Source organism: Halorientalis sp. IM1011, assembly GCF_001989615.1.
In the GTDB taxonomy this organism is placed as follows: domain Archaea; phylum Halobacteriota; class Halobacteria; order Halobacteriales; family Haloarculaceae; genus Halorientalis.
Genome location: NZ_CP019067.1, coordinates 2,739,176 through 2,766,166, shown reverse-complemented (window position 1 = coordinate 2,766,166; position 26,991 = coordinate 2,739,176). Strand labels below are relative to the sequence as shown.

At 66.5% G+C, this 26,991-nt stretch carries 28 protein-coding genes; 18 read left to right on the top strand and 10 right to left on the bottom strand.

The window, feature by feature from the left end; all coding sequences use genetic code 11:
• Window positions 1–4 precede the first annotated feature (4 nt).
• Both BV210_RS14295 and BV210_RS14290 read right to left on the bottom strand, forming a co-directional pair.
• Window positions 5–514 carry a TIGR04206 family protein gene (locus tag BV210_RS14295; protein ID WP_077207302.1) on the bottom strand — a complete coding sequence of 170 codons (510 nt, stop codon included), beginning with the start codon at window positions 512–514 and terminating at the stop codon, window positions 5–7.
• Complete coding sequence (locus BV210_RS14290) at window positions 514–1,626, bottom strand: GTP-binding protein (protein WP_077207301.1); 1,113 nt, start codon at window positions 1,624–1,626, stop codon at window positions 514–516. The genes BV210_RS14295 and BV210_RS14290 overlap by 1 nt, the downstream gene beginning before the upstream one ends.
• A gap of 189 nt (window positions 1,627–1,815) precedes the next feature.
• On the opposite strand from BV210_RS14290, the gene BV210_RS14285 reads away from it, so the two are divergent.
• Together BV210_RS14285 and BV210_RS14280 are read left to right on the top strand one after the other, a co-directional pair.
• Window positions 1,816–3,297 (top strand): APC family permease, encoded by a 1,482-nt coding sequence (locus tag BV210_RS14285; protein ID WP_077207300.1) that lies wholly within the window; start codon window positions 1,816–1,818, stop codon window positions 3,295–3,297.
• Between the two features lies 1 nt (window position 3,298).
• Complete coding sequence (locus tag BV210_RS14280) at window positions 3,299–3,955, top strand: TrkA family potassium uptake protein (RefSeq protein ID WP_077207299.1); 657 nt, start codon at window positions 3,299–3,301, stop codon at window positions 3,953–3,955.
• Here the strand turns inward: BV210_RS14280 and BV210_RS14275 are convergent.
• Together BV210_RS14275 and BV210_RS14270 are read right to left on the bottom strand one after the other, a co-directional pair.
• Complete coding sequence (locus BV210_RS14275) at window positions 3,952–5,187, bottom strand: cation:proton antiporter (RefSeq protein WP_077207298.1); 1,236 nt, start codon at window positions 5,185–5,187, stop codon at window positions 3,952–3,954. The genes BV210_RS14280 and BV210_RS14275 overlap by 4 nt on opposite strands.
• Window positions 5,188–5,685: a cation:proton antiporter regulatory subunit gene (locus BV210_RS14270; RefSeq protein WP_077207297.1), complete on the bottom strand. Its 498-nt coding sequence runs from the start codon at window positions 5,683–5,685 to the stop codon at window positions 5,188–5,190. It lies immediately after the preceding gene.
• A gap of 115 nt (window positions 5,686–5,800) precedes the next feature.
• Here BV210_RS14270 and BV210_RS14265 point away from each other — a divergent pair, with 115 nt between their 5' ends.
• The 7 genes from BV210_RS14265 (at window position 5,801) to BV210_RS14235 (ending at window position 12,259) form a co-directional block, all read left to right on the top strand.
• Complete coding sequence (locus BV210_RS14265; RefSeq protein WP_077207296.1) at window positions 5,801–6,001, top strand: hypothetical protein; 201 nt, start codon at window positions 5,801–5,803, stop codon at window positions 5,999–6,001.
• 123 nt (window positions 6,002–6,124) lie between these two features.
• Complete coding sequence (locus BV210_RS14260) at window positions 6,125–6,607, top strand: 50S ribosomal protein L11 (RefSeq protein ID WP_077207295.1); 483 nt, start codon at window positions 6,125–6,127, stop codon at window positions 6,605–6,607.
• 181 nt (window positions 6,608–6,788) lie between these two features.
• Complete coding sequence (locus BV210_RS14255) at window positions 6,789–7,427, top strand: 50S ribosomal protein L1 (protein ID WP_077207294.1); 639 nt, start codon at window positions 6,789–6,791, stop codon at window positions 7,425–7,427.
• A 1-nt stretch (window position 7,428) separates the two neighbouring features.
• Window positions 7,429–8,475, top strand: coding sequence for a 50S ribosomal protein L10 (locus tag BV210_RS14250; protein WP_077207293.1), 1,047 nt, complete (start codon window positions 7,429–7,431; stop codon window positions 8,473–8,475).
• A gap of 31 nt (window positions 8,476–8,506) precedes the next feature.
• The gene (gene rpl12p, locus BV210_RS14245) at window positions 8,507–8,860 is read left to right on the top strand and encodes a 50S ribosomal protein P1 (RefSeq protein WP_077207292.1); all 354 of its coding nucleotides are present in this window, start codon (window positions 8,507–8,509) and stop codon (window positions 8,858–8,860) included.
• A 194-nt stretch (window positions 8,861–9,054) separates the two neighbouring features.
• On the top strand, window positions 9,055–10,953 hold the full coding sequence (locus tag BV210_RS14240) for a histidine kinase N-terminal 7TM domain-containing protein (RefSeq protein WP_077207291.1): 1,899 nt from the start codon (window positions 9,055–9,057) through the stop codon (window positions 10,951–10,953).
• A gap of 55 nt (window positions 10,954–11,008) precedes the next feature.
• Window positions 11,009–12,259 (top strand): tripartite tricarboxylate transporter permease, encoded by a 1,251-nt coding sequence (locus BV210_RS14235; protein ID WP_077207290.1) that lies wholly within the window; start codon window positions 11,009–11,011, stop codon window positions 12,257–12,259.
• Here the strand turns inward: BV210_RS14235 and corA are convergent.
• A complete protein-coding gene (gene corA, locus BV210_RS14230; protein ID WP_077207289.1) occupies window positions 12,256–13,233 on the bottom strand; it encodes a magnesium/cobalt transporter CorA in 978 nt (325 codons plus the stop codon). The genes BV210_RS14235 and corA overlap by 4 nt on opposite strands.
• A 258-nt stretch (window positions 13,234–13,491) precedes the next feature.
• On the opposite strand from corA, the gene BV210_RS14225 reads away from it, so the two are divergent.
• Window positions 13,492–14,016, top strand: coding sequence for a FlaD/FlaE family flagellar protein (locus BV210_RS14225; protein WP_077207288.1), 525 nt, complete (start codon window positions 13,492–13,494; stop codon window positions 14,014–14,016).
• A gap of 86 nt (window positions 14,017–14,102) precedes the next feature.
• Complete coding sequence (locus BV210_RS14220; protein WP_077207287.1) at window positions 14,103–15,161, top strand: hypothetical protein; 1,059 nt, start codon at window positions 14,103–14,105, stop codon at window positions 15,159–15,161.
• Here the strand turns inward: BV210_RS14220 and BV210_RS19960 are convergent.
• Window positions 15,155–15,328 carry a hypothetical protein gene (locus tag BV210_RS19960; RefSeq protein WP_157526035.1) on the bottom strand — a complete coding sequence of 58 codons (174 nt, stop codon included), beginning with the start codon at window positions 15,326–15,328 and terminating at the stop codon, window positions 15,155–15,157. The two genes, BV210_RS14220 and BV210_RS19960, sit on opposite strands and share 7 nt — an antisense overlap.
• 190 nt (window positions 15,329–15,518) lie before the next feature.
• Here BV210_RS19960 and BV210_RS14215 point away from each other — a divergent pair, with 190 nt between their 5' ends.
• The 4 genes from BV210_RS14215 (at window position 15,519) to BV210_RS14200 (ending at window position 21,065) form a co-directional block, all read left to right on the top strand.
• Window positions 15,519–16,904 (top strand): PH domain-containing protein, encoded by a 1,386-nt coding sequence (locus tag BV210_RS14215; RefSeq protein ID WP_077207286.1) that lies wholly within the window; start codon window positions 15,519–15,521, stop codon window positions 16,902–16,904.
• Between the two features lie 99 nt (window positions 16,905–17,003).
• Entirely contained in the window at window positions 17,004–19,181 is a 2,178-nt protein-coding gene (locus BV210_RS14210; RefSeq protein WP_077207285.1) for an N-6 DNA methylase, read from the top strand.
• A gap of 44 nt (window positions 19,182–19,225) precedes the next feature.
• Window positions 19,226–20,524, top strand: a complete 1,299-nt coding sequence (locus BV210_RS14205; RefSeq protein ID WP_077207284.1) for a PH domain-containing protein — start codon at window positions 19,226–19,228, stop codon at window positions 20,522–20,524.
• Between the two features lie 187 nt (window positions 20,525–20,711).
• Window positions 20,712–21,065, top strand: a complete 354-nt coding sequence (locus tag BV210_RS14200) for a hypothetical protein (protein WP_077207283.1) — start codon at window positions 20,712–20,714, stop codon at window positions 21,063–21,065.
• 29 nt (window positions 21,066–21,094) lie between these two features.
• Here BV210_RS14200 and BV210_RS14195 read toward each other — a convergent pair whose 3' ends face one another.
• Window positions 21,095–21,340 carry a hypothetical protein gene (locus tag BV210_RS14195; RefSeq protein WP_077207282.1) on the bottom strand — a complete coding sequence of 82 codons (246 nt, stop codon included), beginning with the start codon at window positions 21,338–21,340 and terminating at the stop codon, window positions 21,095–21,097.
• Window positions 21,341–21,435: 95 nt separating this feature from the next.
• On the opposite strand from BV210_RS14195, the gene BV210_RS14190 reads away from it, so the two are divergent.
• Window positions 21,436–22,377, top strand: coding sequence for a M48 family metallopeptidase (locus BV210_RS14190; protein WP_077207281.1), 942 nt, complete (start codon window positions 21,436–21,438; stop codon window positions 22,375–22,377).
• 208 nt (window positions 22,378–22,585) lie between these two features.
• On the top strand, window positions 22,586–23,416 hold the full coding sequence (locus BV210_RS14185) for a hypothetical protein (protein WP_077207280.1): 831 nt from the start codon (window positions 22,586–22,588) through the stop codon (window positions 23,414–23,416).
• Between the two features lies 1 nt (window position 23,417).
• On the opposite strand, the gene BV210_RS14180 is transcribed toward BV210_RS14185, so the two are convergent.
• Together BV210_RS14180 and BV210_RS14175 are read right to left on the bottom strand one after the other, a co-directional pair.
• Window positions 23,418–24,767, bottom strand: coding sequence for a cytochrome P450 (locus tag BV210_RS14180; protein WP_077207279.1), 1,350 nt, complete (start codon window positions 24,765–24,767; stop codon window positions 23,418–23,420).
• Between the two features lie 65 nt (window positions 24,768–24,832).
• Complete coding sequence (locus tag BV210_RS14175) at window positions 24,833–25,552, bottom strand: TIGR00266 family protein (RefSeq protein WP_077207278.1); 720 nt, start codon at window positions 25,550–25,552, stop codon at window positions 24,833–24,835.
• A gap of 179 nt (window positions 25,553–25,731) precedes the next feature.
• Between BV210_RS14175 and BV210_RS14170 the strand changes: the two genes are divergently transcribed.
• A complete protein-coding gene (locus tag BV210_RS14170; RefSeq protein WP_077207277.1) occupies window positions 25,732–26,316 on the top strand; it encodes an NAD(P)/FAD-dependent oxidoreductase in 585 nt (194 codons plus the stop codon).
• 29 nt (window positions 26,317–26,345) lie between these two features.
• Here BV210_RS14170 and BV210_RS14165 read toward each other — a convergent pair whose 3' ends face one another.
• Window positions 26,346–26,984, bottom strand: coding sequence for a helix-turn-helix domain-containing protein (locus tag BV210_RS14165; RefSeq protein ID WP_077208070.1), 639 nt, complete (start codon window positions 26,982–26,984; stop codon window positions 26,346–26,348).
• Between the last annotated feature and the right edge of the window lie 7 nt (window positions 26,985–26,991).

Here is a 26,991-nt window from a genome sequence, read left to right as displayed (position 1 = left end):
CGTGTCAGTCACCGTACCGGAACATCGAGGCCAGATCGCGCCGGTAGTACCGCCAGACGAGCCCCCACAGGAGGAGGGTGCCGAGCGGGACGGCGACGTACCCGGACGGCCGCCGGAGGAACCCGAGCACGAACACCAGCTGTCCGAAGCCGGCGAAGACGTACATCGCCGCCGTGATCCGTGGGTCCTCCCGCAGGGCGAGGCCGAACCGCTCGCTCACCAGTCCGAACAGCGCGTTCGCCAGTCCGACCGCGAACAGTAACACGCCCAGGCCCCACGCGTTCAGGTACTCGGGGAGCCCGGCCGTGTGCCGGAAGTAGAAGTCGGTGACCGTCGTCACTCCCGACGGACCGACCGGAACGAGGCCGAACGAGAAAAACAGGTCGAGGTACTGCCGTCTGAACAGGACGGTCCACGGCAGAAGGCCAACGGCGATGGCGGCGAGAACGCGACGGGAGGGCGGTCGGGCGTCCGAATCGCCCCCGTCCTCGTCGGGTTCGGATCGGCCGTCCATCACTTCCGGGTCACGAGTCGGAGCACGTCCTCGTCTTCGAGTTCGTGGTCCTGGCCGACCTGTTGCTCGTCGTGTTTGGCGCTGGGGCCGGAGACACGGGCGAAGCGGAACCGTTCCTCGAACTCGCCGCCGAGTTTCTCGCAGGCGTCCTCGACGGTGTCACCCGACCGCAGGACGAGGGGTTCGTCGTAGTCGACGCCCCGTCCCGGTTTGTCCATGTAGATCCGGATCAGGCCGAGGGCGTCCCAGATCTTCTCTTTCAGCGCGTCCAGACCCTTTCCCTCCTCGGCGCTGATGAACACCGCCTCGTCGGGGTCGATGTCGTGGTCCCGGAGGTTCTCCTCGACGGTCGGCAGGTAGTCCGGGTCGATCAGATCGGCCTTGTTGACGACCTCGATCGAGGGGAGGTAGACGCGGTTGTCCATCACGCCGTCGATGAGGCGGTCGATGTCGACATCCTCGCCGACGGTCACGTCGGCGTTGACGAACCCCTGGTCGCGGAGGACCTGCTTGATGGTCTCCTCGTCGAGTTCGAGGTCCGAACTCGCGTTCACGTCGATACCGCCTTTCCCCTTCCGACGGATGGTCACCCGCGGGGGTTCGGTGTCGACCCGGACGTCGTTCTTGTATAGTTCTTCGCGCAGGCGCGCGTACTGGTCTATCTCGAACACGTCCATCACGAAGACCACGAGATCGGCCGTCCGGACGACCGAGAGGACCGCCTGGCCGTCACCGCGGCCCTCGGCAGCGCCCTCGATGAGGCCGGGCACGTCCAGCATCTGGATGTTCGCGCCGTTGTACTGGAGCATGCCGGGGTTGACGTCGAGCGTGGTGAACTCGTACTCCCCGACTTCGCTGTCGGCGTTGGTCAGGGCGTTCAACAGCGTCGACTTGCCGACGCTGGGGAAGCCCACGAGGGCGACGGTGGCGTCGCCGTGTTTCTCGACGGCGTAGCCGCCACCACCGCCCGAGCCAGACTGCTGTTTCTCGAGTTGCTCCTTTTTCTGTGCGAGTTTGGACTTCAGCCGGCCGATGTGGGCCTCAGTCGACTTGTTGTAGGGAGTCTCGGCTATCTCCTCCTCGATCTCCTCGATCTCCTCCTCCAGGCCCATTAGGGGACAGTCGGCAACCGCGACTCAAAAGCGCTTTCGTTGGGTCTCGTCACACCGGCCGTCGCCCCCACGGACCGGGAATCGCGCCGAGGAATTATGAGCCACGGGTGAGAGGGCTTCGACGGATGCACTCCGGAACCGGCCGGCCTGTCGCTCCGATGAAAGACCACTCGTACTGGGAGGGAAGCGATGAGTAGCGGGAGCCACGGCGAACGCAAGCCCGAGGCCGAACTCGGCCTGCTCGACGCCACCATGATCGGCATGGGCGCGATGATCGGCGCGGGCATCTTCGTGTTGACCGGACTGGCCACCGAGATCGCCGGCCCTGCCGCGATCGCCGTCTTCGCGTTGAACGGCGTCGTCACGGCCTTCACCGGCCTCTCCTACGCCGAGCTCGCCTCGGCGATTCCCAAAAGCGGTGGCGGATACGCCTTCGTGCGCGAGGTGTTCGACGACCTGAGTTCGTTCCTGATGGGCTGGATGCTCTGGTTCGCGTACATGATCGCCGGTGCACTGTACGCCCTGGGCTTCGCCCCGAACTTCCTCGAGCTGCTCCACGTCTACGGCCTCGCTCCAGCCCCCGGTCAGGTGGGCGCAATCACGCTCCCGGTGGTCGAGGCTGCCGTCCCGGTCAGCGTCGGCCTGGCCTTCACCGCGGTCCTGTTGCTGGTGGCGCTGAACGCCGCCTCCACGGCCGCGAGCGGGAGCGTCGAGACCATCTTCACGCTCGTGAAGGTCGCCATTCTCGTCGTCTTCGTCGCCTTCGGTGCGCTGTCCCCGATGTTCTCGACCGCCGAGTTCCAGCCGCTGTTCCCCGTGGACGGCTCGGCCTTCGCGATCATCCCCGCGATGGGACTGACCTTCATCGCCTTCGAGGGGTACGACCTCATCACGACGGTGACGGAGGAAGTGAAGAACCCGCGGGAGAACATCCCGAAGGCCATCTTCCTGAGCCTCGCGGTGACCGTCGTGGTCTACCTCGCGGTCGTCACGGTCGCCGTCGGGACCCTCGGGGCACAGGGGCTGGCCGAGGCCGGCGAGGCCGGGATCGCACAGGCGGCGACCGAGTTCATGCCGACTGGCCTGCCGGTGATCCAGAACGGGGGTGCGATCATCGTCTTCGGCGCGGTGTTCTCGACGCTGACCGCGCTGAACGCCGTCGTCATCGCCTCGTCACGGGTCGCGTTCTCGATGGGGCGGGAAGGGCAGTTGCTCCCCTCGATCGGCCAGTTACACCACCGGTTCGGGACGCCGTTCGTCGCGATTCTGGCGAGCGCGGTGGTTATGCTCGCCTCAGTTGCTCTGCCGACCAAGAGCGCGGGGAACATGTCCAGCCTGTTTTTCCTGCTCTCTTTCATCGTCGTCAACGGCGCGGTCATCCGCCTGCGCCGCGAGCGACCCGACATGAAACGGCCCTACGAGATGCCGTACTACCCGGCACCGCCAGTGCTGGGAATCCTGTTGAACCTGGTGCTGACGAGCGTACTGATCTGGTACCTGGTACAGACGGACCCGCTGGCGCTCGTTCTCAGCGTCGGCTGGATACTCCTTGGCGGACTGGCGTACGTCGGGTTGAACCGGTATCGGTCGTCCGGGGAGGCCAGCGGATCGCTAGCGGACCCGGGCGCATCAGAAACGACTGCCGAACCCGTTCCAGGGGAGGACGACTGACATGACTCAGGACCTGAACGTCATCATCGTTGGCGGTGGACGCGTCGGTTTCCAGACAACGGCCATCCTCGCGGACAGGGGCCACGACATCACCGTCGTCGAGCGCGACCCGGAAGTGTGTGACGCGATCGCCGACGAGTACGTCGCGACGATCATCCAGGGCGACGCGACGGATCCGGCGATCCTCGAACAGGCCGACGTGGAACGCGCCGACGTGATCGCGGGGCTGACCGCCTCGACCGGCGTGAACCTCGCCGTCTGTCTCGAAGCAAAGGAGATGAACGGTGGCGGTATCCGAACCATCGCCCGCGTCGAGCGCCTGGGCGGCGAGGAGTACACGCGGTTCGTCGACGACGTAGTGTTTCCAGAACGCGCGGGCGCACGCATGGCCGCAAACGAGATCGTCGGCGGCGACGTGGAGAGCATCAGCGACGTGACCGAGACACTGGACATCATGCAGGTCCGGGTGGCCGACGGCGCGCCGGCGGCGGGCAAGCGACTGGCGGACGTGAACTTCCCGACGGGGACGCTCGTCGTCTCCGACGACGACGGCGAGCGCATCGCCGGTCCGGAGACGACGCTCGATCCGGGGAAACGCTACGTGGTCGCCGTCGAGCCTGACGTGGCCGACGAAGTCATGAACCTGCTTCGCGGTTAGGACTCCCCCACCGCCCGCTCCCTGAGCCCCTCGATCGCGCTCGCGTTCTGGATCAACAGCGTCCCGACGATGCTCATGATCAGGACGTAGCCGACCGCAAAGGCCGGCACGACCTCACCCAGCGTCCCCGCCGACCCGCCGGCGGTCGCCGCCAGCGTCGCGAGGATCAGCGAGAACTCACCGCGAGGAACCATCCCGAGCCCGACTCGCAGCGATCGCCGCGGGTCCAGATCGTACACGCGACCGGAGACCGTCCCGCTCAGGAGCTTGCTCGCGGTGGTCAGGACCACCGCGGCCGCCAGCAACAGTGCCACGTCGGCCAGCAGCGTCACGTCGGTCGTCAGCCCGATCGAGAAGAAGAAGACGGCGGCGAAGAAGTCCCGGGAGGGCGCGATCACGTGCTCGATGCGTTCGGTGTGGTCGGTGCCGCTGAACGCCGTCCCGACGAAGAAGGCCGCGACGGCCTCGCTGACACCCATCGCGAGCGCAACGCCGGCGACCAGTGTCGTGACCCCGAGCACACGCAAGAGGAACAACTCGTCGGAGTCGGTCCCGAACAGGCGTTCGACAACGCCCGAGCCGTACCACGCGGCCCCGAACAGCACGCCCAGGAAGGCGAAGGCGATACCGACCGAGGTGGCGGCGTCGGCGAGCGAGCCACCGCCCAGCGCCACCGCCGAGAGGACTGCGAGATAGACGGCGATGAAGATGTCCTCGAAGACGAGCGTCCCGAGGATCGGCCCGCTCTCGGCGTTGGCCACCCACCCCTCGTCGATGAGGGATTTGGTGATCACGGCCGAGGACGAGATGTAGACGATGCCCGCGAGAAACAGCGTCTCGACGGGGCCGAAACCGAAGGCGAACCCGAGCGCCAGCCCGATCCCGAAGTTCACGACCAGATCGATCACGCCGATGGTGGCGATCCGACGCCGATCGTCGAGCAGCTGGGAGACGCTGAACTCCAGCCCGAGGAAAAAGAGGAGGAGGACGATCCCGAGTTCGGCCAGTCCGGCGACGAGGTCGCTATCGGAGACCAGTCGCAGGGACACGTCGCCGACCGCACCGAGCGCGACGGGCGAGAGGTCACCGACGGTGGTCGGGAAGTTCGGGCCGACGAAGATGCCGATCACGATGTACGCGGGGATGACCGACAGGCCGTAGCGGTAGACGACGGACCCCGCGATCGCGAGCGCGGTGATCGCGATCCCGAGTTCGTAGAGTGCGACCGCCATCTACTCGCTGGACGCGTCGTCCTCACCGAGCATCGTTTCCAGTTCGTCCTGTTCGTCGCTGGTCCCGAGCGTGACCAACACGTCCCCGGCGGCGAGTTCGAACGAGGAGTCGGGATTGGGGTAGGTATCCGAATCACGCTGGACCGCCAGCACGGAGACGCCGGTCTCCTGGCGGAGGTCGGCCTCGCCGAGTGTCTGTCCGGCCAGTTCCGAACTCGGCTCCAGATCGAGCCACTCGATGAAGGCGTCGCCCAGCGGCACCTGCACCTCGTCGGTCTCGACGGGCTGGAAGTACGCCCCTTCGAGGATCGACCCGAGTTTGCGGGCCGTCTCGCCGCTCACCGTGAACAGCTTCTCGCTGTCGGCGTCCGGGTCCGGCCGCCGGTACACCTCGCGTTTGCCGTCGTGATGGATGAGGACGACCAGCCGTTCGTCGCCGCCGGTCTCGAGTTCGAACTTCTTGCCGACGCCGGGTACGTCGGTCTCGTAGACGGTCATGCCCGGACAACGGAGGTGAACCGGGATAAATCCAGTGCGGTGACGGCGTCACAGGCGTCGTTCACCGGGGATCGTTTCGATACACCTATACGGAGAGATAGCTTTGATCCGGGTGATGCCCGACGCAGCTCTGCTGCGCGACAGTACACAGATCCTGCTTCCGGAGGAGGCCCTCGACGGGCTCCGGGAGGAACTGGAGCACCGGTTCACGCTAACGATCCGCTCCGAGGAAGAGGGGGTGCGTATCGTCGGCAGTCCCGTCGAGATCAAGGAAGCGAGCGCCTACCTCTCTCGAAACGGCGTCTCGATCCAGTAGTCGGGCGCAGTTCGCCCGGTCCCCCTTTCTGGTCGTCGACCCCCTCGTGACCGGCGTGTGTCCCGTCGACACCCTCGCCGCGGAAAGCAACCGTTAAAAGCGCGCCGCCACGATAGATCCGATATGGCTGGAACCATCGAAGTACTCGTCCCCGGCGGGGAGGCCAACCCCGGACCGCCGCTCGGTCCGGAACTCGGCCCGACCCCGGTCGACGTGCAGGCAGTCGTGCAGGATATCAACGACCAGACCGCGGCCTTCGACGGAACCGAAGTCCCGGTCACCGTCGAGTACGACGACGACGGCTCCTTCGAGATCGAGGTCGGCGTCCCGCCGACGGCCGAACTCGTCAAGGACGAGGCCGGCTTCGAGACGGGCAGCGGCGAACCCCAGGAGAACTTCGTCGCCGATCTCTCGGTCGATCAGGTCAAACAGATCGCCGAGCAGAAACACCCCGACCTGCTGGCCTACGACCTGAAAAACGCCGCCAAGGAAGTCGTCGGTACCTGCACCTCGCTGGGCGTCACCATCGAGGGCAACAACCCCCGCGAGTTCAAAGAGCGCATCGACGAGGGCGAGTACGACGACCAATTTGCGGCCGAAGCCTGATTTCGGCGGCAACTTTTCGGCGGTATTCGTCCCCGTCAGTGACCGGTGTAGCGCTCGGAGCGGGGTTCTGACGGGGCCGGTTCGACGGGTTTAAGTTTCACATTGGCGTCGTTCCGGGTGAGACAGGCTTCGCCTGTTTCACTGACCCGTAGGAGCGTTACGCGTACTACGGAGGTGAACGATGGCAGATCAGGACATAGAGCAAGCAGTATCTAGCGCACTTGAGGAGGCACCGCCGCGGAACTTCCGCGAGACGGTCGACCTCGCGATCAACCTGCGCGACCTAGACCTCGACGACCCGTCGAACCGCGTCGACACTGGCGTCGTCCTCCCCGAGGGGACGGGCCAGGAGACAAGTATCGTCGTCTTCGCGGAGGGCGAGACCGCCCTGCGTGCCGAAGACGCCGCCGACGACGTGCTCGACGGGGACGACCTCGAAGAGCTAGGCGACGACGACGACGAGGCCAAGGACCTCGCCGACGAGACCGACTTCTTCATCGCGGAGCAGGACATGATGCAGGACATCGGTCGCTATCTCGGTACCGTCCTCGGCCCGCGCGGGAAGATGCCCGAACCGCTCGACCCCGACGACGACGTCGTCGAGGTCGTCAACCGAATGAAAAACACGGTGCAGCTCCGGAGTCGCGACCGGCGGACCTTCCACACGCGCGTCGGCGCGGAGGACATGGACGCCGAGAACATCGCGGACAACATCGACGTCATCCTCCGGCGCCTGCACGCCGAGCTCGAGAAGGGCCCGCTGAACATCGACTCGGTGTTCGTCAAGACCACGATGGGCCCGGCCGTCGAGGTGGCCTAACATGAGCGCAGAACGCAAGACAGAGACCATCCCGCAGTGGAAAAAGGAGGAGGTCGACGACCTCGTCGCCACGCTGGAGAGCTACGACTCGGTCGGCATCGTCAACATCGCCGGCATTCCGAGCCGTCAGCTCCAGGACATGCGGCGCAATCTCCACGGCACCGCCGAACTCCGCGTCAGCCGAAACACGCTGATGGCGCGGGCCCTCGACGAAGTCGACGAGGGGCTGGAGGACCTCACCGAGTACATCGGTGGGCAGGTCGGCCTCATCTGTACGAACGACAACCCGTTCACGCTGTACCAGCAGCTGGAGGCTTCCAAGACCTCCGCGCCGATCAACGACGGCGAGGTCGCCCCCAACGACATCGTGATTCCGGAGGGCGACACCGGGATGGACCCGGGCCAGTTCGTCGGTGAACTCCAGGCCGTCGGGGCCGAGGCCCGTATCCAGGAGGGGTCGATCCAGGTCATGGCCGACTCCACAGTGCTGGAAGCGGGCGAGACGGTCGACAGCCAGCTCGCGAACGTCCTCAGCGAACTCGGCATCGAGCCCAAGGAAGTCGGGCTCGACCTGCAGGCCGTGTTCGCCGACGGCGTCCTCTTCGAGCCCGACGCGCTCGAACTGGACGTCGAGGAGTACCGGACGGACATCGAGGCCGCCGTCGCTGGCGCACAGAACCTCTCGCTCAACGCCGAATACCCGACCGCACAGACCGTGGGGTCGCTGCTCGGCAAAGGGGCCGGCGAGGCCAAATCGGTCGGCCTCCAGGCGGCCATCGAGGACGAGGAGCTCATGCCCGACCTCGTGAGCAAGGCGGACGGCCAGGTCCGTGCGCTGGCGGCCCAGATCGACGACCCCGAGGCGCTCCCCGAGGAGCTCCAGGACGTCGAGACGGCCGAACCCGAGACCGAAGCCGAGCCCGAGGAGGGTGACGAGGAAGACAGCGAGGAAGACGAAGCGGACGCCGACGCGGAGCCCGACGACACCGACGACGATGACGACGACGACGGTGACACGGGCGATGCGATGGGCGCGATGTTCGGCTAACAACTAAATACCACCAACCAGACTACCAACCATGGAATACGTTTACGCAGCACTCATCCTGAACGAGACCGGCGAAGAGATCAACGAAGACAACATCACGGGCGTCCTCGAAGCGGCGGGCGTCGACGTCGAGGAGTCCCGCGTCAAGGCCCTCGTCGCAGCCCTCGAGGACATCGACATCGAGGAAGCCGTCGAGCAGGCCGCAGCGGTCCCGGCCGGCGGTGCAGCGGCCCCCGCAGGCGGTAGCGCCGACGGCGAACTCGAAGAGGGCGGCGACGACGAAGGCGGCGACGAGGGCGGCGACGAAGCCGAAGCCGAAGACGACGGCGACGACGACGAAGAAGAGGGCGACGGCGGCGAAGGCCTCGGCGAGCTGTTCGGTTAAACGCGGCCCACCAATCTTCTCCAGTTATTTTTCACCCGGGAGTGGCGACGCCGACACCCGCCCGATCCCAGTGACACTAGTTCCCGGCATGGCCCACCAGGGCCCCGGAGACGGGCGTATCAGCGGTGATTTCCAGGACGTATCTTTATATATCTGACTCACCGAGTCCGAGTCAAGGTCGACTTTCGAACACGATGGAGTGGCAAGCGACACCGTACACGCTGCCGCTCGCGCTCGCGGTGGTGATCGGGACTGTGGGGGCGGCGATCTCCTGGCGTCAGCGAGAGGGACGTCTGGAGCTCTGGGCGATGGGAGTCCAGCTGTCGCTGGCGCTGTGGTCGCTGTTCACGCTGTTGACGGTCTCGGCAGTGTCGCTGTTCTGGAAGCGGTTCTGGTTCGCGCTCTTTCTCCCGACGATCCCGATGCTCGTCGTCACGACTGGGCTGTTCACGCTCAACTTCGTGGGCCGTCGGGACTGGCTCACGCGGCCGCGGATGGTCACAATTCTGGCCTTTCCAGTGGTCACGCTCGCGCTCACCCTGACCGACGGGATTCACGGGCTGTTCCTGACCGAAGTCGCGGTGGATCGGAGCGGGGCGTTCGACGAGCTCACCTACGAATTCGGGATCGGGATGTACGTGATGGGGGCCATCTCCTATGGCGTCGCGATCGGGTACAACACTATGCTGGCCCGGCGGGTACTCCGGTCCCGAAACGTCTATCGAAAGATGAGCGCCGTCGTCTCCCTGTCGACGCTCGCAATCGGAGTCGTGACGGTACTCTCGTTCACCGGACTCAGCCCGTTCCCGCACTTCATGCTGGTCCCGTTGATTTACCTCGGGATCGGCGTGGTCCTCCTGCTGGCGACGGGCAGCGTGACGTTCGTTCGGGCGCTCCCGGTCGACCGACTCTTCGCCGTCGTCGGGTCGCGGTTCGAAGACGACGTTCCCCTGGCCCGGGACTTCGTCGTCGAGGCGGTCGACAACGGGATCATGGTCCTCGACGAGGAGGGTCGGATCGTCGACGTCAACTCGACGGCAAAGCGGATGCTCGGACTGGACCGACCGATCGGCGACCCGCTGACCACCGTCGTCCGGCCGGAGTGGGTGCTGGAGTGCGACGAGATCGGGCCGGTCCTCGACGGGGACGAACCGGTCCACGAACTCGACGACGAGGTGTGGGTCGAGACACCGAACGGTGAGCGCTGTTATCAGGTGACGATCTCCGCCCTGAGTGACGACGAAGCGGCGGCGCGTGCCCACGTCATCCTGCTCCACGATATCACGGACCGCAAACGCCGGGAGGAGCAGTTAGAGAAACAAAAAGAGACGCTCCGGGCACGGAAACAGCAGCTCGAACACCAGAACGAGCGGCTGGACCAGTTCGCCGGGATCGTCTCCCACGACCTGCGGAATCCGCTCAACGTTACGTCGGGCTATCTCGAACTGATCGACGCGCGGATCGAGGACGACACCGCCGCGGTCGACGAGTCGGAGCTCGACGAGATGAAACAGGCCGCCGAGCGGATGGAAGCGATCATCGAAGACGCGCTGACGTTGGCCCGGGAGGGGAAAGCGGTCACGGAGACGAAGGCCGTCGGGCTGGCCGAGACCGCACGGAGTGCCTGGGAGACCGTCGCGACCACCGATGCTACGCTGACTGTCGAGACCGACGCCGTGATCGAGGCGGATCGTGGCCGAGTGCGAACGATCTTCGAGAACCTCTTTCGCAACAGCGTCGAACACGGCCGGGCGGACGTGAGCGTCACGGTGGGCGACCTCGACGACGCGACCGGCTTCTTCGTCGCCGACGACGGTCCCGGGATTCCCGACGAGCAAAAAGAAGCGGTCCTCGATCACGGATTCACCACCAGCGAGGACGGGACCGGGTTCGGACTGGCTATCGTCTCCGACGCCGCCAGCGCCCACGGCTGGGACGTGACCGTCACCGACAGCGAGACCGGCGGTGCCCGGTTCGAGTTCACCGGCGTCGACCGGACGGACGACGACTTCCGAACAGCCGACGTCCGCGACGGTTCGCCCGGTCCCTCGCCGCACGCCGAAGTCGACAACCGACCGGTGGACGAGGACTGACACAACACCGTCCCGGCCGAGCCCTTAAATCGGAAGCCGGGACCAGCCACTCTCGATGGCAGTATCGACCTGGTTGGGTGTCCGGATCGCGGTCGCGCCGTCGGCGGCGGCCGCGGCGCTCGCGTTCGTCCTGGGCGGTGTCGCACTCGGGGTCGTGAGCGGACTCGTCCCGGGCCTGCACGCGAACAACATGGCGTTGCTGCTCGCGGCGGGGGCAACGTCGGTGCCCGGCCCGCCACGGCTGATCGGGGCAGCGATGCTGGCGGCGGGCACGGTTCACACGTTCCTCGACATCGTTCCCGCACTGTCGCTTGGCGTCCCCGATCCGGCGATGGCCGCGACGGCACTCCCCGGCCACGAACTCGTACTGGCCGGCCGTGGCCGGGAAGCCCTGCGACTGTCGGCACTGGGAAGCGGGCTGGCGGTCGCGCTGGCCGTGCCGCTCGCGATTCCGGTCACAGAAGCCGTGACTGCACTCTATCCGACGATTCGGGCACACCTCTCGGCCGTGCTGGCGGCCGTCGCTGTCGGACTGGTGACGACCGAGGGAACCTATCGCGCGAAGGTCGGTGCCGGAATCGCGCTGGCTGCCAGCGGCGTCCTCGGTCACCTAACGCTCGATCTCCCGACAGACGGGCTGGTGAGCGCGGGCGGAACGCTGGCACCGCTGTTCGCAGGGTTGTTCGGCGCGCCGGTCCTCATCGAGGCCCTCGGCGGAAGTGGCGTCCCGCCACAGGACGACGCGACGCTCGCGCTCTCGAAGCCGGCGGTCGGCGGGCTCTCGGCTGCCGGCACGCTCTCGGGGGCCGTCGTGGGGTTCATCCCGGGCGTCTCCAGCGCCATCGCGGCCACGGGTGCGCTACTCGCCGTGCCGTACCGCTTCGGCGCGCGCGGGTTCGTGGTGATCACGAGTGGCGTGAACACGTCGAATACGATATTCGCTCTGTTGGCCTTGCGCGCGCTCGGGTCCCCGCGGACGGGCGTGCTCGTCGCGCTTGAGGAAAGCGGCGCGCCGCTCGCGTTCCCGCTCTTGCTCGCGAGCGTCGCGCTGGCGTCGGCCGTCGGGTTCGTCCTCGTCCCGACGGTCGGTGACCGCTATCTCTCGCTGGTCGGCTCGGTCGCCTACGGGAAGCTCTCCGTGGTCGTATTGGCGCTGCTTGCGGTCCTCTCGCTCGTCCTCGCCGGCCCGATCGGAATCGCGATCTTCGTGGCGGCGACGCTCGTGGGTCTGATCCCGCCTCGCTTCGGCGCGCGGCGTGCGACGCTGATGGGCGTGTTGCTGGTGCCGCTGATCGCGGGGGGCTAGAGGTATCCCTTCCGCCTGAAATAGACGAGCATCCCACCGGCGATGGCACCCATCAGGATCAGGCTGGCCGGGTAGCCGTATCGCCAGGTCAACTCGGGCATGTTGTACGGGCTCCCGGCGAAGTTCATACCGTAGACGCCAGCGACGAAGGTCAGCGGGAGGAATATCGTCGCGATGACCGTCAGCACCTTCATCACCTCGTTGGTGGACTGTGAGAGCGTGTTGAGGTAGATGTCTCGGGCTCCGTTGGTCAGGTCCCGGTAGGTCTCGGTGAGGTCGACGACCTGAACGAGGTGGTCGTACACGTCCCGGTAGTACTTCTCGGTCTCCTCCGCGATCTGGGCGGGGCCGCCGCGAGCGAGGACGCCGACGGCCTCCCGGCAGGGCCAGGCCACCTTACGGAACGCCAGCAGATCCCGGCGGAGCGCGTTGATCTCTTCGAGCGTCTCGATGTCGGTCGAGACCGTGACCGCCTCCTCGATGGCCTCGATATCGGTCTCCAGATCGTCGAGGACGGTGAAGTACTCGTCGACGATCACGTCGACGATCCGGTAGGCAGCGAAGTCTGGACCGCGGTCGAGGATGCGCCTGTCGCCCCCGAGCACCGCCTCCCAGACCCGGTCGACGGGATCGTCGGGAGCGACCGACAGCGTGACGAGCCAGTCCGCACCGACGCAGATCCCGACGGGTTCGGCGCGGATCTCCTCGTCGAAGGGCTGATCGCCCCGGGCCAGTTCGACGGTCTTGACGAGGGTGAAGGCGTAGTCGTCGTAGAACTGAGTCTTCGCCCGGACCTCGTTGTGAACGTCTTCGACGACTAGCGTGTGGATCCCGAAGGTCTCTGCGACGGTGTCGAGTTCGTCCGGGGTCGCGTCGCTGACACGGACCCAGGTCGTCCCCGTCGCGGCATCGGCGGCGGCGAGGTCGTCGTACTCGGTCACGCCGTCGGCGTCGTAGACGGCCGTCGAGATCATGGGACCCGCCTCCTGCGTGGTGAGCGACTGGCGGGCGCAGGTCGCCGGCTCCGAACGCCGTGCATACCGGCCAGTCACACGGACGTATGAAAAACGTTCCCGGGCCCAGAACCGAGCGTGGCGTGACAGCCAGTCGTCAGCCCCGCGTCAGACGCGTCCCTGATTCCGGGCGATTTCCGGCGGAGCGAACCCACAGCGGGCGCTCGGTCGGGTGTAAGGTTTAACATACTGGGGGAGAAATCTCTTCACAACGAACACATGACGATCAATCCACGCGATTACGATCTCGACGAACTCCGGAAGATGGCCCGGGAGCGGGGTGACGGACCCCGCTCCGGCAGTGACGGCGGCAACGCGCCGAGACCCCCGACGAGCGATGGCGAGGAGAGCGCGCGGCCGGATGCTGGCGGCTGGGACGGCCTCGATTCGGAGACGCCGTCACGTGACCAGTTCGAGAACGGACTCTACCGGGAACTGTTGCCCCTGGAAGCGAGTGTCGACGATCTGGAGAAGCCGTATCTCGACGCCCTGCCGGAGAGCTACGCCGCCGAGTACGTCGTCTTCGAGTGGCTGGAGTTCCTGCTCTCGAACTTCGGCTACCAGGGGACCAGCGAAGCGCTCCAGTACTACGAGTCGGTCGGCTGGCTCACCGAGGACGTGGAGGGGGCCCTGAACGACTACCTGCTCGGACTGGAGAGCCCGAACGAGGAACCTCGCGGCGGCAGCGTCGACGATCACAAACTCAGTCTGGTCTACATCGCGCGACTCGTCTCGATGCTGTAGCGAGCGATACCGTTCGGGCCGACGTGTTTCGATTTTGAGTACAGGGAGAGATTATATACCAGAGCCGTGAGTAGCCGCGGCCGATTATGAGCGATGACGAAGACACGGCGTCGGACGGACCAGTTCCGGTCGGGGTCAAACTGGGGAGTACCCGGACTGTGATCGCCCGCCCGGACGGCGAGGGCGGACTGGAGACGATCCGGACGCTGACCTGTCTGGCCACCTACGAGGACCAGCTCACCGGCGAGGAACGGGTGCTGTACGGCGACGAGGCGGCGATGGAGTACCCCGACCGCGCGGAGTTCATGCTCCGATCGGGGCTGCCCGAGGACGACGACCGGGCCGAACTGACCAAGAAGTTCTTCGACGCCCTGATCGAGGAACACGACGTTCCCGAGGACAGCGTCGTCGTCTACGCCATCCCGACCATCGACAACGAGGCGGGCCTCGCCAACCTCGAATCCGTGATCGAGGAGAGCGCCATCGGCCAGGCCGGCGTCCAGAGCTATCCGGAGTCACTCTGTGGCTCGATCCCCGCAATCGGCGACGACCTCGAAGCGATCAGCGAGATCTTCACCGCGGTCAACATGGGCTCGACCAATCTGGAGGCCTCGGCCTACCGTCGCGGCGAGCAACTCACGCCGTTCGCGACGGGCGCGGTGACGGGCAACGAAGTCGATCGGATGATCGCGAACAACGTCGAGGAGGAGACCCAGGGACGGGTCAACATCGACAAGACGACCGCCCGCGAGTACAAGGAGGAACACGCCGACTTCGTCGACTTCGAGCCCTTCACCGACGTGATCCAGCAACCCGGCGGTGGCGCACACGAGTTCACCATCGAACGAAGCGTGATGGACGCCTGCAACGACTACTTAGACGAAGTCGTCGACGAGATCGCCAACAGCTTCCTGCCCGACCTCGCCAACGATTACATGAAAGTGTACCAGCTCGCGCTCGACCAGCCCATCGCCCTCACGGGTGGGATGGCCTGTGTCCCGGGCATCGTCGACGAGTTCGAGGAGCGACTGAGCGAGGAACTGAACCGGGAGGTCACCGCCACCGCGCCCGAGCGACCCGACCTCTCTGCGACCGTCGGTGCACAGCGCATCGCCGCCCACCTGATCGAGAGCGACAGTTACTGATCGCCGGCCCAGCACCGGTGCCACCGGGCGACTCTCGGATCGTCGCTACCCGTCACGGTCGCCGTTCGGGTCCGGGCTGCGGTCCCGCCGGTCCGTCTCTCACCGTTCTCGCGACTGTTCTCGGCTCGCCTGAGGTCGTCGGGCAGATCCAGCGCCAACCGTGGCATACCCCACAGAGAGGCGGTCAGACCACCTAAACCCCAGTCAGACACGCGTCTGCGCTGTGGCGCACACGAGACGTATTCGGCGTAGGCAGCCATTTATTTCTGCAAATATATAATAAATATAATGTCTGACGCTCGTTTGATCGAGCGCATGACTCATTATCAACCAGCATCATTGTATCCCTGCGAACTCATGTTGGCTTCCCAGGACGAGAACGCGATTGTAGACGAGGAGTTGCTCACGGAGACGGGTAGCGGGGGTGTATTCGCGAGTGGCTACCTCGCCGACAAACCGCTCATCGAACACCTGGGAGCCGCCGAACGCGTCGCGTTTCTATTATCGAACAAGAAAAAGGGCGTCAGACGGGAGAGCGAGGAAGACACGACGGTGTACACGCCGGGCGACGGCCACCGGGCCATCGCGGCGATCACCGACACCCGTGTCTTCTTCGTCGTCGGTGACAGCGACGGGACGGGCGACGAGTCCTTCGCAGTCCCGTACACGGAAATCGAGGACGTGAAGACCCGAAGCGGGATGTTGACGAAGGGCGTCGATATCTGGACGACGGAAGGCGTCAAGTGGCGGTTCTCGGTCCGGAGTTCCGTCGACATCGATCCAGCGGTGGAGTATCTGGAACGGGCCGCCGTCGTCTGGTCGCGCGTCGAGAGCCAGCTCGGACACGCCCGCAGACACCTCGCCGACGTCGAGGAACGGCTCTCGGACGGCGACCACGACGCGGCTCGTGACGCCGCCAGCACGGCCAGAGATCACGTGGAGGAGGCCCAGCGGAAAGCGCCGGAGCTTTCGACCAACCGGGACGACGCAGTCTGGGAACGCGTCCACGAAGTCGAGCGACGACTCGACGCCAGCGTCATGAACATCCACGTCTCGCGGGCTGAGGACCACGCGAAAGCGGCCCACGACGAGTGGCGACGGGAGCAGTACAACGAGGCCTACGACGCCTTCCTGCAGGCGCGGACGGAGTACGAACGCGCGCTGGACATCGCACGGGACGACGACTTCCCGGACGAAAGCGACATCCGGGAGAACGTCGACACGGTGACCCAGAGTCTGGACCACCTCTCGAAGTCGCCGCTCCAGCGCGCCGAGACGGCCTACGAACGCGCCCGGGACGCGGACACGCTCGCCACGACCGCCGATCAGTTCGAGGTCGCACTGGAGCGATACCAGACCGCGCTCGTCCTCGACTGGGGTAGCGACGACCGGCGCTTCGCCGGCGACAGCGACGAGTTGCGCGAGACGATCGAGCGGGTCGTCGGCGAGATCGTCCACACGCGTCAGCGGCTGGCCGCGTACCACCGGACGGCCGGCGACCGCCTCCATGCGGCCGACCGGTCGGTGGCGGCGGCCGTCGCCTACGAGAACGCGCTCGACGAGATCGGGCAAGCACTCGGCGTCGCGAAAGAACTGCAACCGGGGCTGGTCGCCGATCTCGAGGCCTCCATCGAGACCCTTACCGACCTGCTCGACGGGCTCGAACCGTCCGACGACGACTTCGAGTTCGTCGGCGACATGGCCGACGGCGACCCGCGGACCCGGCGACTCTCGAACGACTGATACCTCACGGTTTCGGCACGCCAGCGACCGAGACCGGCCGGACCCGGCAGCGATAGAGGGCGGGAGGTATTTCACAGGTCCGCTCGAAGCCGCGAGGGAATGGTCGTATTCCGGGATTTCGACGCCGACGCCTGCCGCGACGCCTACTGCACCGCCGCCCGGGAGCGACTCGACGAGGACGGTCCGCTGGCCGACGCCCGTGACCGCTGGGCGAGGTTCGTCCGAACCAGCCACGGGGACGTGTTCACCGCCCTCGACGCTCCCGATCCGGTCGACCGGGCGTTCGTCGAGACCTGCTACGTCGACTTCCTGCTCGACTGCCTGCTCGATGCCTTCGAGGGCAAAGTGGGTGTGAGAGTCACGAACCGCCAGCCGGGCGTGAACACGGGCGCGTCCGACGTGGCGTTCGGCGACCTCCACGATTGCGTGCTCGCGCCGGAGCGGGGACGGGAGCGGGTGATCGCCGCCGTCGATGACGAAACCCTGCGACGGCTGACGCCGGATCGGCTCAGGGGCCTCTACGCCGAGGTGGTCTCCCGGGAGGTCCGACTCGTGCTGGGGGAGTACTACACGCCTCGGGGCGTGGCTGATCTGGCGCTCGACGCGCTCCCGGCGTCGGTGGCCGACCGGCGCGTCCTCGACCCCGGTTGTGGGTCGGGCGTGTTCCTCACCGCCGCGCTGGATCGGAAACGCGACGCCTGGACGGGCTCGCCCGAGGAGTTTCTCGACGCCGCCACCGAATCGGTCGTCGGCATCGACGTGAACCCGGTCGCCGTCAAGTCGGCCACGCTCGCGTACTGCACCGCGCTGTTCGACGAACTTGCGGCCAGCGACCGCGAGACGATCGCCGTCCCTGTCTTCCTGACCGACGCGCTCGGGCTCACCCGAGACGACGAGATCGAGTTTCGCGGCGACTCGCTCGATCTGCAGTACGATACCCTCGTAGGCAACCCACCGTGGATTCCCTGGGAACGCCTCTCCGAGCGACTCAAGGATCGGTGGCGCGAGCGATACGTCGAACCGCTCGGGCTCCAGCCTCACGAGGGCGTCTCCGCCCGACTGGGACACAGCAACGACGATGTGTCGGTCCCGTTCGCCTGGACCTGCATCCACCGCTACCTCCGGGAGGGCGGGACGGCGGCGTTCGTCCTCAAACGCGACCTGATGCGGGGGCCGGCGGGGGCGGTCCTCCGGCAGTTGCAGGTCGGTGACCGGCCGCTGTCGCTCCAGACAGTCGAAGATCTCTCCGCACTCGATCCGTTCCCCGAGGTCGGCGCGAACGCCGCGATCTACGGCGTTGCGGCCGACACCGAGCCGACCTTCCCCGTGTCCGCGACGGTCCGGACGCCCGGCGACGGACAGGCGGAGTTCGATTCCGGCACGGCGCTCCGGGCCAGTACCGCGACGACGGACACCGAACTCGTCCCCCTGGATCCCGACGATACGACGACACCGTGGCTCCGGGCGGATGCCGAGCGGGCCGCGCTGGGGGGATGCACACACGAGATAAGACACGGGCTGAAAGACGACGCCAACGCCGTGTTCGGGCTGGAGCGGGGGGATCTGGACCGACTGGAGCCCGGACTCGTCTACCCGTATCTCAAGTCGCGACACGTCCGGAAGTGGGGGTTGACGGGCCACGACCTCCGGTTGATCCCACAGGAGCAGGCCGGCGAGGACAACGAGGCGTGGCTTCGCGATGAGTACCCGGAGACCTACGACTACCTCACCGAGCACCGCGAGGCGTTGCTCGATCGGTCCTCGTCGTGGCTGGACCGGGGACCCTTCTACTCGGTGTTCGGCCTCGGAGAGTACACCTGGGCCGACTACAAGGTGGCGTGGTGTCGGCTGGGGTTCAAACCGGATTTCACGGTGGTTTCGACCCGCGAGGATCCGGATCTGGGCGAGAAGCAGGTGATTCCCGGCGATCACTACATGTTCGTCGCGACCGAGGACCGCCGGGCGGCCCACTTCCTCTGTGCCCTGCTCAACGCCGCACCCTACCAGCGGACGCTGCGGGACCTGTCCTCGAACGGGAAAGCCAGCCTCTCGAAGTCGGTCGTCTCCGAACTCGCTCTCCCCGCGCCGGCCGACTGCCCGCACAGCGACCGGCTGGCAGACCTCTCTATCGAGGCACACGAGCGGGTCGCGACGGCCGACGGGGAGGTGGCAGAAGACGCCGAACTGGCGGCCATCGAGACCGAAATCGACCGTCTCGTCGAGGAGTGGCTGGCCGAGGCCGGGGATGTCGGTTCGACGGAGGTACCGGGCGAGTGATTGATTAGGGATGAGCGACAATCACCAACAGTTACGGGATCACAATGGGGGGCAGCACTAATGCGGGGCACGCGGTAACGAGCGACGGCAGTGGGAACGGCTACCTCGACGGAGAGACGCTAGACGACTACTTCGAGGGCACCGAAGAACCCCGGTACGTCCTGACGAACGAGAAGAAGGGGATCGAACACGAGGACGGCGACGGGGAGCGAGTCGTCAAACCGGGCTCGGGGTACAACGCCGTGGCGGCGGTGACCGACGAGCGAGTCCTGTTGCTCGTGGGCGGCAACGACGACGGAAGCGGGCGAAACCGGAGCGTCTCACTGCCGTACACCGAGATCCGGGCCGTCGAGACCAAAAGCGGCGTGTTCAAGAGTCGCCTGACGCTGACCGCGCGGACCAGCGACCGGTACACCTTCTGGGTCGGCGGGCGCGAGGACCTCGACCACGTCGCGGAGTACGTCGAACAGGCGATCTCCTACTGGGTGACCGTCGACCGCAGACTCGAGAAGGCGCGGGAACACCTCTCGACGGTCGAGGACAACCTCGACGACGGCGAACCGGCGACGGCACGGACCGCCATCAACCGGACCGAGGAGTTGCTCGGGGAGGCCGAGCGGGTGGCCGCGGACTTCCGTGACGGCGACCACGCGATGCACCGGCGGATCGCCCAACTGGAGACGCGGCTGTCGCTGGCACGGATCCGCACTCACTGGACCCGGGCGCGACACCTCGCCGGCGGGGCCGAAGCCGCCCGGTCCGCGGGCGACTACGCCGAGGCCTACGAGATTTACCAGCGCTCACTCTCGGCGTACGAACGCGCCACGGAGCTCTCCGAGGACGTCGAGTATCACGCGACCGACGACATGGCCGCGGAAGTGGCCGGTGTCGAGAAGGCAATCGACGAGATCGGCTCCGCTCCGCTCAGGGAGGCCACCGAGGCCTGCGACGCCGCGACCGGGACCGACGACCCCGAGACCGCCGTGGACCGCTGGGAGACGGCGCTAGAGGCCTGTCACGAGGCGCTCACCCTCGGCCTCCGTCGCGGGGACGTGTTCGACGGCGATCCGGACGCGCTCCGCTTCCAGGTCGAGTGGGCCGCCCAGAAACTCGTCGCGGCCCACGAGACCGTCGCGGAGACGGCCCGGGGCCGCGGCGAGACTGCACGCGAGACCGGCGACGCAGTGACGGCCGTCGAGTCCTACGACCGCGCCCGCGACCACTACGAGGCCGCTCGGCGGGTCGCCGCAGAGTTCCGGTCGTGTGACCCCGAGCGGTTCGAGCGCGCACTCGACCGCCTGCCCGAGGACGTCGACGCCGAAGCGGTCGACGCCACCGTCTGACGGTTCCCTCTCCTCTCCCGTCCGTCACCAGTAGCGGCGTCCTCACCCGCCGGGAACCCCCCATCTCGTTTACCCGGCTTCGATGAGAGCCGGATGCGGACACCGAGGCAACTCGGTCCAGGTTGCCGCTGGCCGCCGAGCGTTCCAGACCGGCCATCTAAAGACGCCCGACCGACAACCGGTGACCATGACTACCTATCACGTGACGCGGGGGTTCGAGACGGTCGCGACGGTCAGTGCCGGCACGACCGGGACGGCCAAAAGCGACGCCGCCGACTCGGTCCGGGAATCGGTCCGCGAGGCCGGCGGTGAGACATTCGAGTCGGTCACCGCGGAAGCCATCGACGTGTACGAGTTCCCCTCCGGCCCGTTCGATCCCTATCGGATCACCGTCGAGGGAGCGGCGACGGTGGCCATCGAGAGCGAGGACGAGGCGAGCGCGTCCGAGACCGGCGGCCAGTTGCTCGAGGACCTGCTGACGGCCGCGCAGCTGGACGACTGGGAGTTTCTCGACGAGGCCACCGTCACCGTGGCGGACTGAAAAATCGGTCCGGGCGGGCGCCCGGCTGTTCAGAGATAATCGTCGTCGGGGCCGCCGGCGGCCGGGTCCTCGGCGGTGTCCCACATGTCCTCGGCGAACTCGTCGGCCACGTCCGTCGCCTCCCGGTCGTCGCCGGACAGATTACGCGTATACGCGTCCAGTCCCGACGAGAGCAACTCCTCGACGGCCTCCTCCTGTGTGACGAACTCCTCCTCGACGAGCCGTTCGAACTGCGCGTGTACGTCCTGTGGAAGCGAGACTTCGACAGTCGGCACGTTCGTAGCTATCCCGTCGTTCGATTTCAATCTTTGGGCTACGGTGACAGTTTCGAGACGACACGCCTTTGCGCGGGAGTGGGTTAAGCCAATCCATGGGTCGGCTGGGACTGCGCGCGCTCATGGCCGGCGTCGGACTCTCCTTGCTCGTCGGGTACGGACTCGCCGCCTGGTTGGTCTACGCCCTGTTGGTCTGGTTCTGGTCGAGTCGGCCGCCGCTGGGGACGACAGTGGTCGTCGTCGCCGTCACGACGCTCGTCCTGAGCTATCTCAGCTACCAGTACGGCACCAGTCGGTTGCTCGAGAGCGTCGACGCGACCGCCCTCACTCGGGAGCGCGCGCCGGAACTGTACCGGCGTGCCGATCGACTGGCCGCCGACATGCGCATCGAAACGCCCCGACTGCTCGTCGCGGACATGGCGGTACCCAACGCCCTGTCGCTCGGAAGTCGGCGCGACGGCGCGGTGGTCCTCGACCGGTCGCTGTTTCGCCTGCTCTCGCCGGCCGAACTGGAGGGAATCCTCGTCCACGAGTTCGCCCACCTGGAGCACCGCGATAGCCTGATCCAGACGCTCGCCTACAGCGGCCTCCGCACGCTGGTCGGAATCGTCACCGTCGTGCTGTCGCCCGCCCTGCTCTTTCTGACAGGGGTGGCCCGTGGCGTGGCCTGGATCCGCGGCCGTCCGACCCGGTGGGCCGAGGGGTCGATCGGCCGGTTTCGCCTGCTGATCGGCAACGCCGTCGTCGTCCTCTTTTTCGTGCTCACACTCCTGATCCGCGCCCACTCGCGCCGGCGGGAACTGGCCGCCGACGACCGCGCCGCGTCGGTGACCGGCGATCCGCTCGCGCTGGCCCGTGCACTGGCCAAGATCGACCGGGTACAGGACCCGAACTGGAGTCTGCTCTCGCCGCTGTACACCCGCGGCGACGAGGACGGCACGCTCGGAGAGATTCTCTCGACTCATCCCGCCGTCGACGAACGCATCGAGCGTCTGCGCGAACACGCACGGACGAGCGACCAGCGGATCGTCCGGTGAGTGTCGACGAGTGACCGGCCGACAGGGGTATCCGTCCGTGGCCGAACCCTGTGACAGGATGTGCTTTCCTACCATGCAAACCTGCGGCGAGGACGGTTGTGAGCGCGTCGCGATGACCGGGAGTCGCGTCTGTTTCGGGCACGCCGAGATCGACGAGATCGTTAGTTGAGGACGAACCTTCTTGTCAGTCGACCGCATTTACTCGGGGATGACCGACGAGACGACTGGGTCGAGACTGGTCGACAACTGGCGACGTGTGGCACTCGGTATCGTCCTCGCGTTAGTGGTTCTGCTGGCGGTCGTGTTCGGTGCGATGTGGCTCTACAGCGGCCACCTCTACCGCACCAGCTACGAGAGCGAGTACACCTACGAGGTGACGCTCTCGACCAACGGAACCCTCACGAACGCGACGGTCTACCTGCCGGTGCCGGACGCGACCGACGGCACCGACCTCGGAGCGGCCGCCGTCGAGACCGGGACGAATCGGTCCGGCCCGCTCACCTACGAGGTGGTCGAGACCGATCGCGGCCCGATGCTCGCGCTCTCGGCCGCCGAGTTGCGGGTCACACCTGAGTACTACGAGTTCGTCGAGCGGGACGGGCGCGGCGAACGAGTCGAGATCTCCGAGGACGAGTACGAGCCCGGAAACCCCTCGATGGTGGTCAACGACACGCGAAACGTCCGCGTCGAGGTGACCGTTCCCGTCGACCGGAGCATCGACACCGCGACGCCGTGGGACGATGAACCCGTGTTCGGCCCGCAGGTCGACCGTCGACCCACGGCGTGTGATACTCCCGGCCCCGACCGGATCGAGTGTTACGAGTACGATTCGGCGGTATACGCCAGCTACGACACCGACGCGGACACGGAAGTCTACGCGTCGGCGACGGTGCACGGCACCAACTCGTGGTGGGTCTTCGGCTGGAGCGCCGACGAGTACCGCGACGACGTTACTGTGACCCTCGACGGCCCGCAGGACGACTGGACCGGAGTCACGGGCACCCTCCAGACCGACGTGGACCAGCGCGAGCCACCCTGAGCTACGTCTCGCGGGGTACCACCCGCATCGACATCTCCTGTCGCGGGTGTGCGGTCAGCGTCGGGAGCAGGTCGAGCGGTGACTCGCCCAGAAACTCCAGTCGGTAGCGGTCCGCGACGGTGGCGAGAATCGACCGGGCCTCCAGCATCGCCAGGTGTTTGCCGATGCAGTGGCGCGGCCCGCCGCCGAACGGGAAGTAGGCGAACCGGGGCCGATCTGTCCGGCGCTCGGGGCTGAACCGCTCGGGATCGAACGTCTCCGGATCCTCCCAGTACTCCTCCGAGCGGTGGACGGCCCACTGGGGGAGCATGATGCTCGTCCCCGCCGGCACGGTGTAACCGTCGATCTCGATCGGCCGTGTCGGCGACCGGAACATCGTGTACACCGGTGGGTAGAGCCGCATCGCCTCCTCGATGGTCCAGGTGGTGTACTCCAGCTCGCGCACGTCGGCCATCGTGGGTCGCCCGTCGCCCAGCACCGCGTCGAGTTCGTCGTGGACCCGGCGCTCGACCTCGGGGTGTTCCGAGAGCAGATACCAGGTGTAGGTCAGCGTCAGCGCCGTCGTGTCGTGCCCGGCCAGCAACATCGTCATCATCTCGTCGCGGATCTGCTCGTCGGTCTGCTCGCCGCGGCCCCTCGCACGAAGGAGGATCGACAGGAAGTCCATCGGCGCATCCGGGTCACCCTCGCGGCCGATGTCGTCGCGACGACGGCGCACGATCTCGTCGATCACGGTCTCCAGTTCCGCGACCGCCGCCTCGAACTCGGCGTCGTCGGGCATCGGGACCCAGTCCGGGAGGGCGAAACGGATCGGGTCCGGTTCGAACCGCTTTCCCAGCGGCTCCAGTTGCTCGCGGACGTGTTCGACCCGTGCCTCCTCGAGTTCGACGCCCATCATCAGATCGAGGATGACGTTCAGCGTGACGCCGGTCATCGCCTCCTCTGCGTCGATCACGTCGCCGGCCGCCCAGCCGTCGACCATCGACTCGGCGTGGTCGACGATCCGGTCGGCCATCCCAGACAGCCGCGACATCTCGAAGGCCGGATTCGCCAGGTCGCGCTGTGTCCGCCAGGTCTCCCCCTCGCTGAGGAGGAGTCCCTCGCCGAGCAGATCGCCGAGGGCGTCGTCCTGAAACGCGGGCTTCTCGAAGTTCGCCGCGTCGGAGACGAGGATGCGCTGGATCGCCGCCGGGTCGGTGACCACGTACGTCTCCAGCGGTCCCATGTCGAACCGGGCGATCCCGCCGTAGGCCCGTTCCAGCGCCGTCACGAACGTGAACGGGTCGCGGGCGTACTGACGGGCGCTGCCGAAAACCGGTCGTCCTTTGGGACCAGGTGGCGTCCGGGACATCGAGTTCCCTAGGGACTGTACCACTAAATACCTGGTCCGCACGGGCCGAAAGAACGCGATCGGATCTAGAGGAAGTCGTCGACGCCGATCCCGCCGTCGTCGTCCCCGCCGCCACCGCCGCCGGGAATCTCCTCTGCGACCTTCTCGGCGAGGCTCTCGAAGTCGCGGTTCTGGATCCAGATCTTGCCCGGCCCCGAGAACCTGGCGACTTTCCCCTCGTCGCCGAACGCCCGACTCTTGACGCCGCCCGGCCGAAACGTCGAGTACTCGACGGATGCGTCGAAGGCGACGATGTGGTCAGTGTCGACGTTGAACTGCTCGCCCTGTCCCAGTTCGATGGTCTCCATCGCACCGTAGCTGTCGAGGAAGACCGTACCCGTCCCCGTGAGCTTCAAGAGGAACACGTCGCCGCTGGTGAAGAACTTCGACGCGCCCTGGAACTCGGTCGTCACGTCGACGTTGGGTTCCGATGCCAGGTACGACCCCGAATCGGCGTAGACCGTGTCGTTGTCGAGGAATCGTGCCCGAACGTCGCCCGGTGCCGGCGGCGCGAGATAGACGCTGCCGGGCTGTTGGGCCGTGAACGTGTTCATGAACACCGATTCGCCCCCAAGCATCGACCGCTTGGCCGAGTCCAGCAGGCCCCCACTACCCGTGTCCGTCGTCATCTCGATGCCGGGGTCGTAGCTGACCATCGCTCCCGGCTCCGCGAGGATCTGCTCGTTTGCATCCAGGGCGACCTCTACGTCCGCGAATCCGTTCTTGCCGCGAATGTCGTACTCCATTGTCTGACCGGGGCGTCGACACCCCTGTATCTATCAGTGGTCGTGTAATCCCATATAAACGTACACACTGGCACGTTGGAATCTTCGGAAGATCGCCGCCGATGTCGTCGAGAGGCCGTCGTGTAGTCACGGATCGCCGCTGGCCAAACGGTCTTCCGTCACGCGGCCGTGAATGGCGTATGGCCAACGCAGCCATCGTCGGCGGCGGTCCCGCCGGCCTTAGTGCCGCACTGTTCCTCCAGAAAAACGGGGTCGACGCGACCGTCTTCGACACCGACGCCACCTGGATGCACAAGGCCCACCTGTTCAACTACCCGGGACTCGGCTCCGAGGACGGCTCGGCCTACATGGCGACACTCCGGAACCAGGTCGACAGCTTCGGCGTCGAGCGCAACCAGGGCGAGGAAGTCACCGACGTCGAGTCTACCGGCGACGGCTTCACCGTCACCTCGGCCGACGGGGAGTACGACGCCGACTACCTCGTGCTCGCGACCGGTGCGAACCGCGATCTCGCCGAAGCACTGGGCTGTGACTTCACCGACGACGAGACCGTCGACGTGGACGTGGACATGGAGACCAGCGTCGACGATGCCTACGCCACCGGCGCGATGGTCCGCGCCGAGGAGTGGCAGGCCGTCATCTCCGCCGGCGACGGCGCTGCTGCGGCGCTGAACATCCTCAGCAAGGAACGCGGCGAGAACTACCACGACTTCGATACGCCCGCCGACGCCGACGAAACCTTCGGCGGGATGGCGGGGGAGTGAACCCGATCACGGATCGCCGAGCGTCGCGCCTATCCCACGGTGGCCGCAATGACGGCCGCCTCGGCTTTCCGCAGGAGTTCTCCCGCCGTACTCGGTGCACACTCGAGTATCGCCGCCACGTCCTCGACCGTCCCGTCGCGCGGCACCTCGTAGTATCCCACTGCGAGCCCCGCTTCGAGAGCGGCTCGCTGGCGGTCGGTTAGCGTCGACGGCGACCGCTGGCGCTCGAACTCGCGGACCCGTTCGATAGTGACGTCCCCGAGCGTCGCGAGGTCGTCGTGGAACGCGCTGACCGCCGCCGCCTCACCGACCGCCTCGAACTGCACCGCTCCAGTATCGAGAAAGATCACCGGCGGGAGGAAGATCACCCCTGCCTCGGCGACCGTCGTCAAAATTGCACCCGAGAACTCGTACTCGCGCTGTCGGAGGATCACATATGTCCCGCCCTCGTCCCCGACGAGCGTCCTGTCTCGAACCGACTCGATGGCGTCGACGAGTTCCGCGGTCGCCGTCCGGTCGCCGTCACACCAGAACAGCGCGCTCGCGTCCGCTGTCGGACTCCACATCAACAACTCCGCCCGGGTGAGGGGGCCGTCCCCGGCGAGTCGCCGGTGTAGCGGATGGACGAACCGCTCCGGATAGATCACCGAGAACCGAATCCGTTTCATTCCCCGT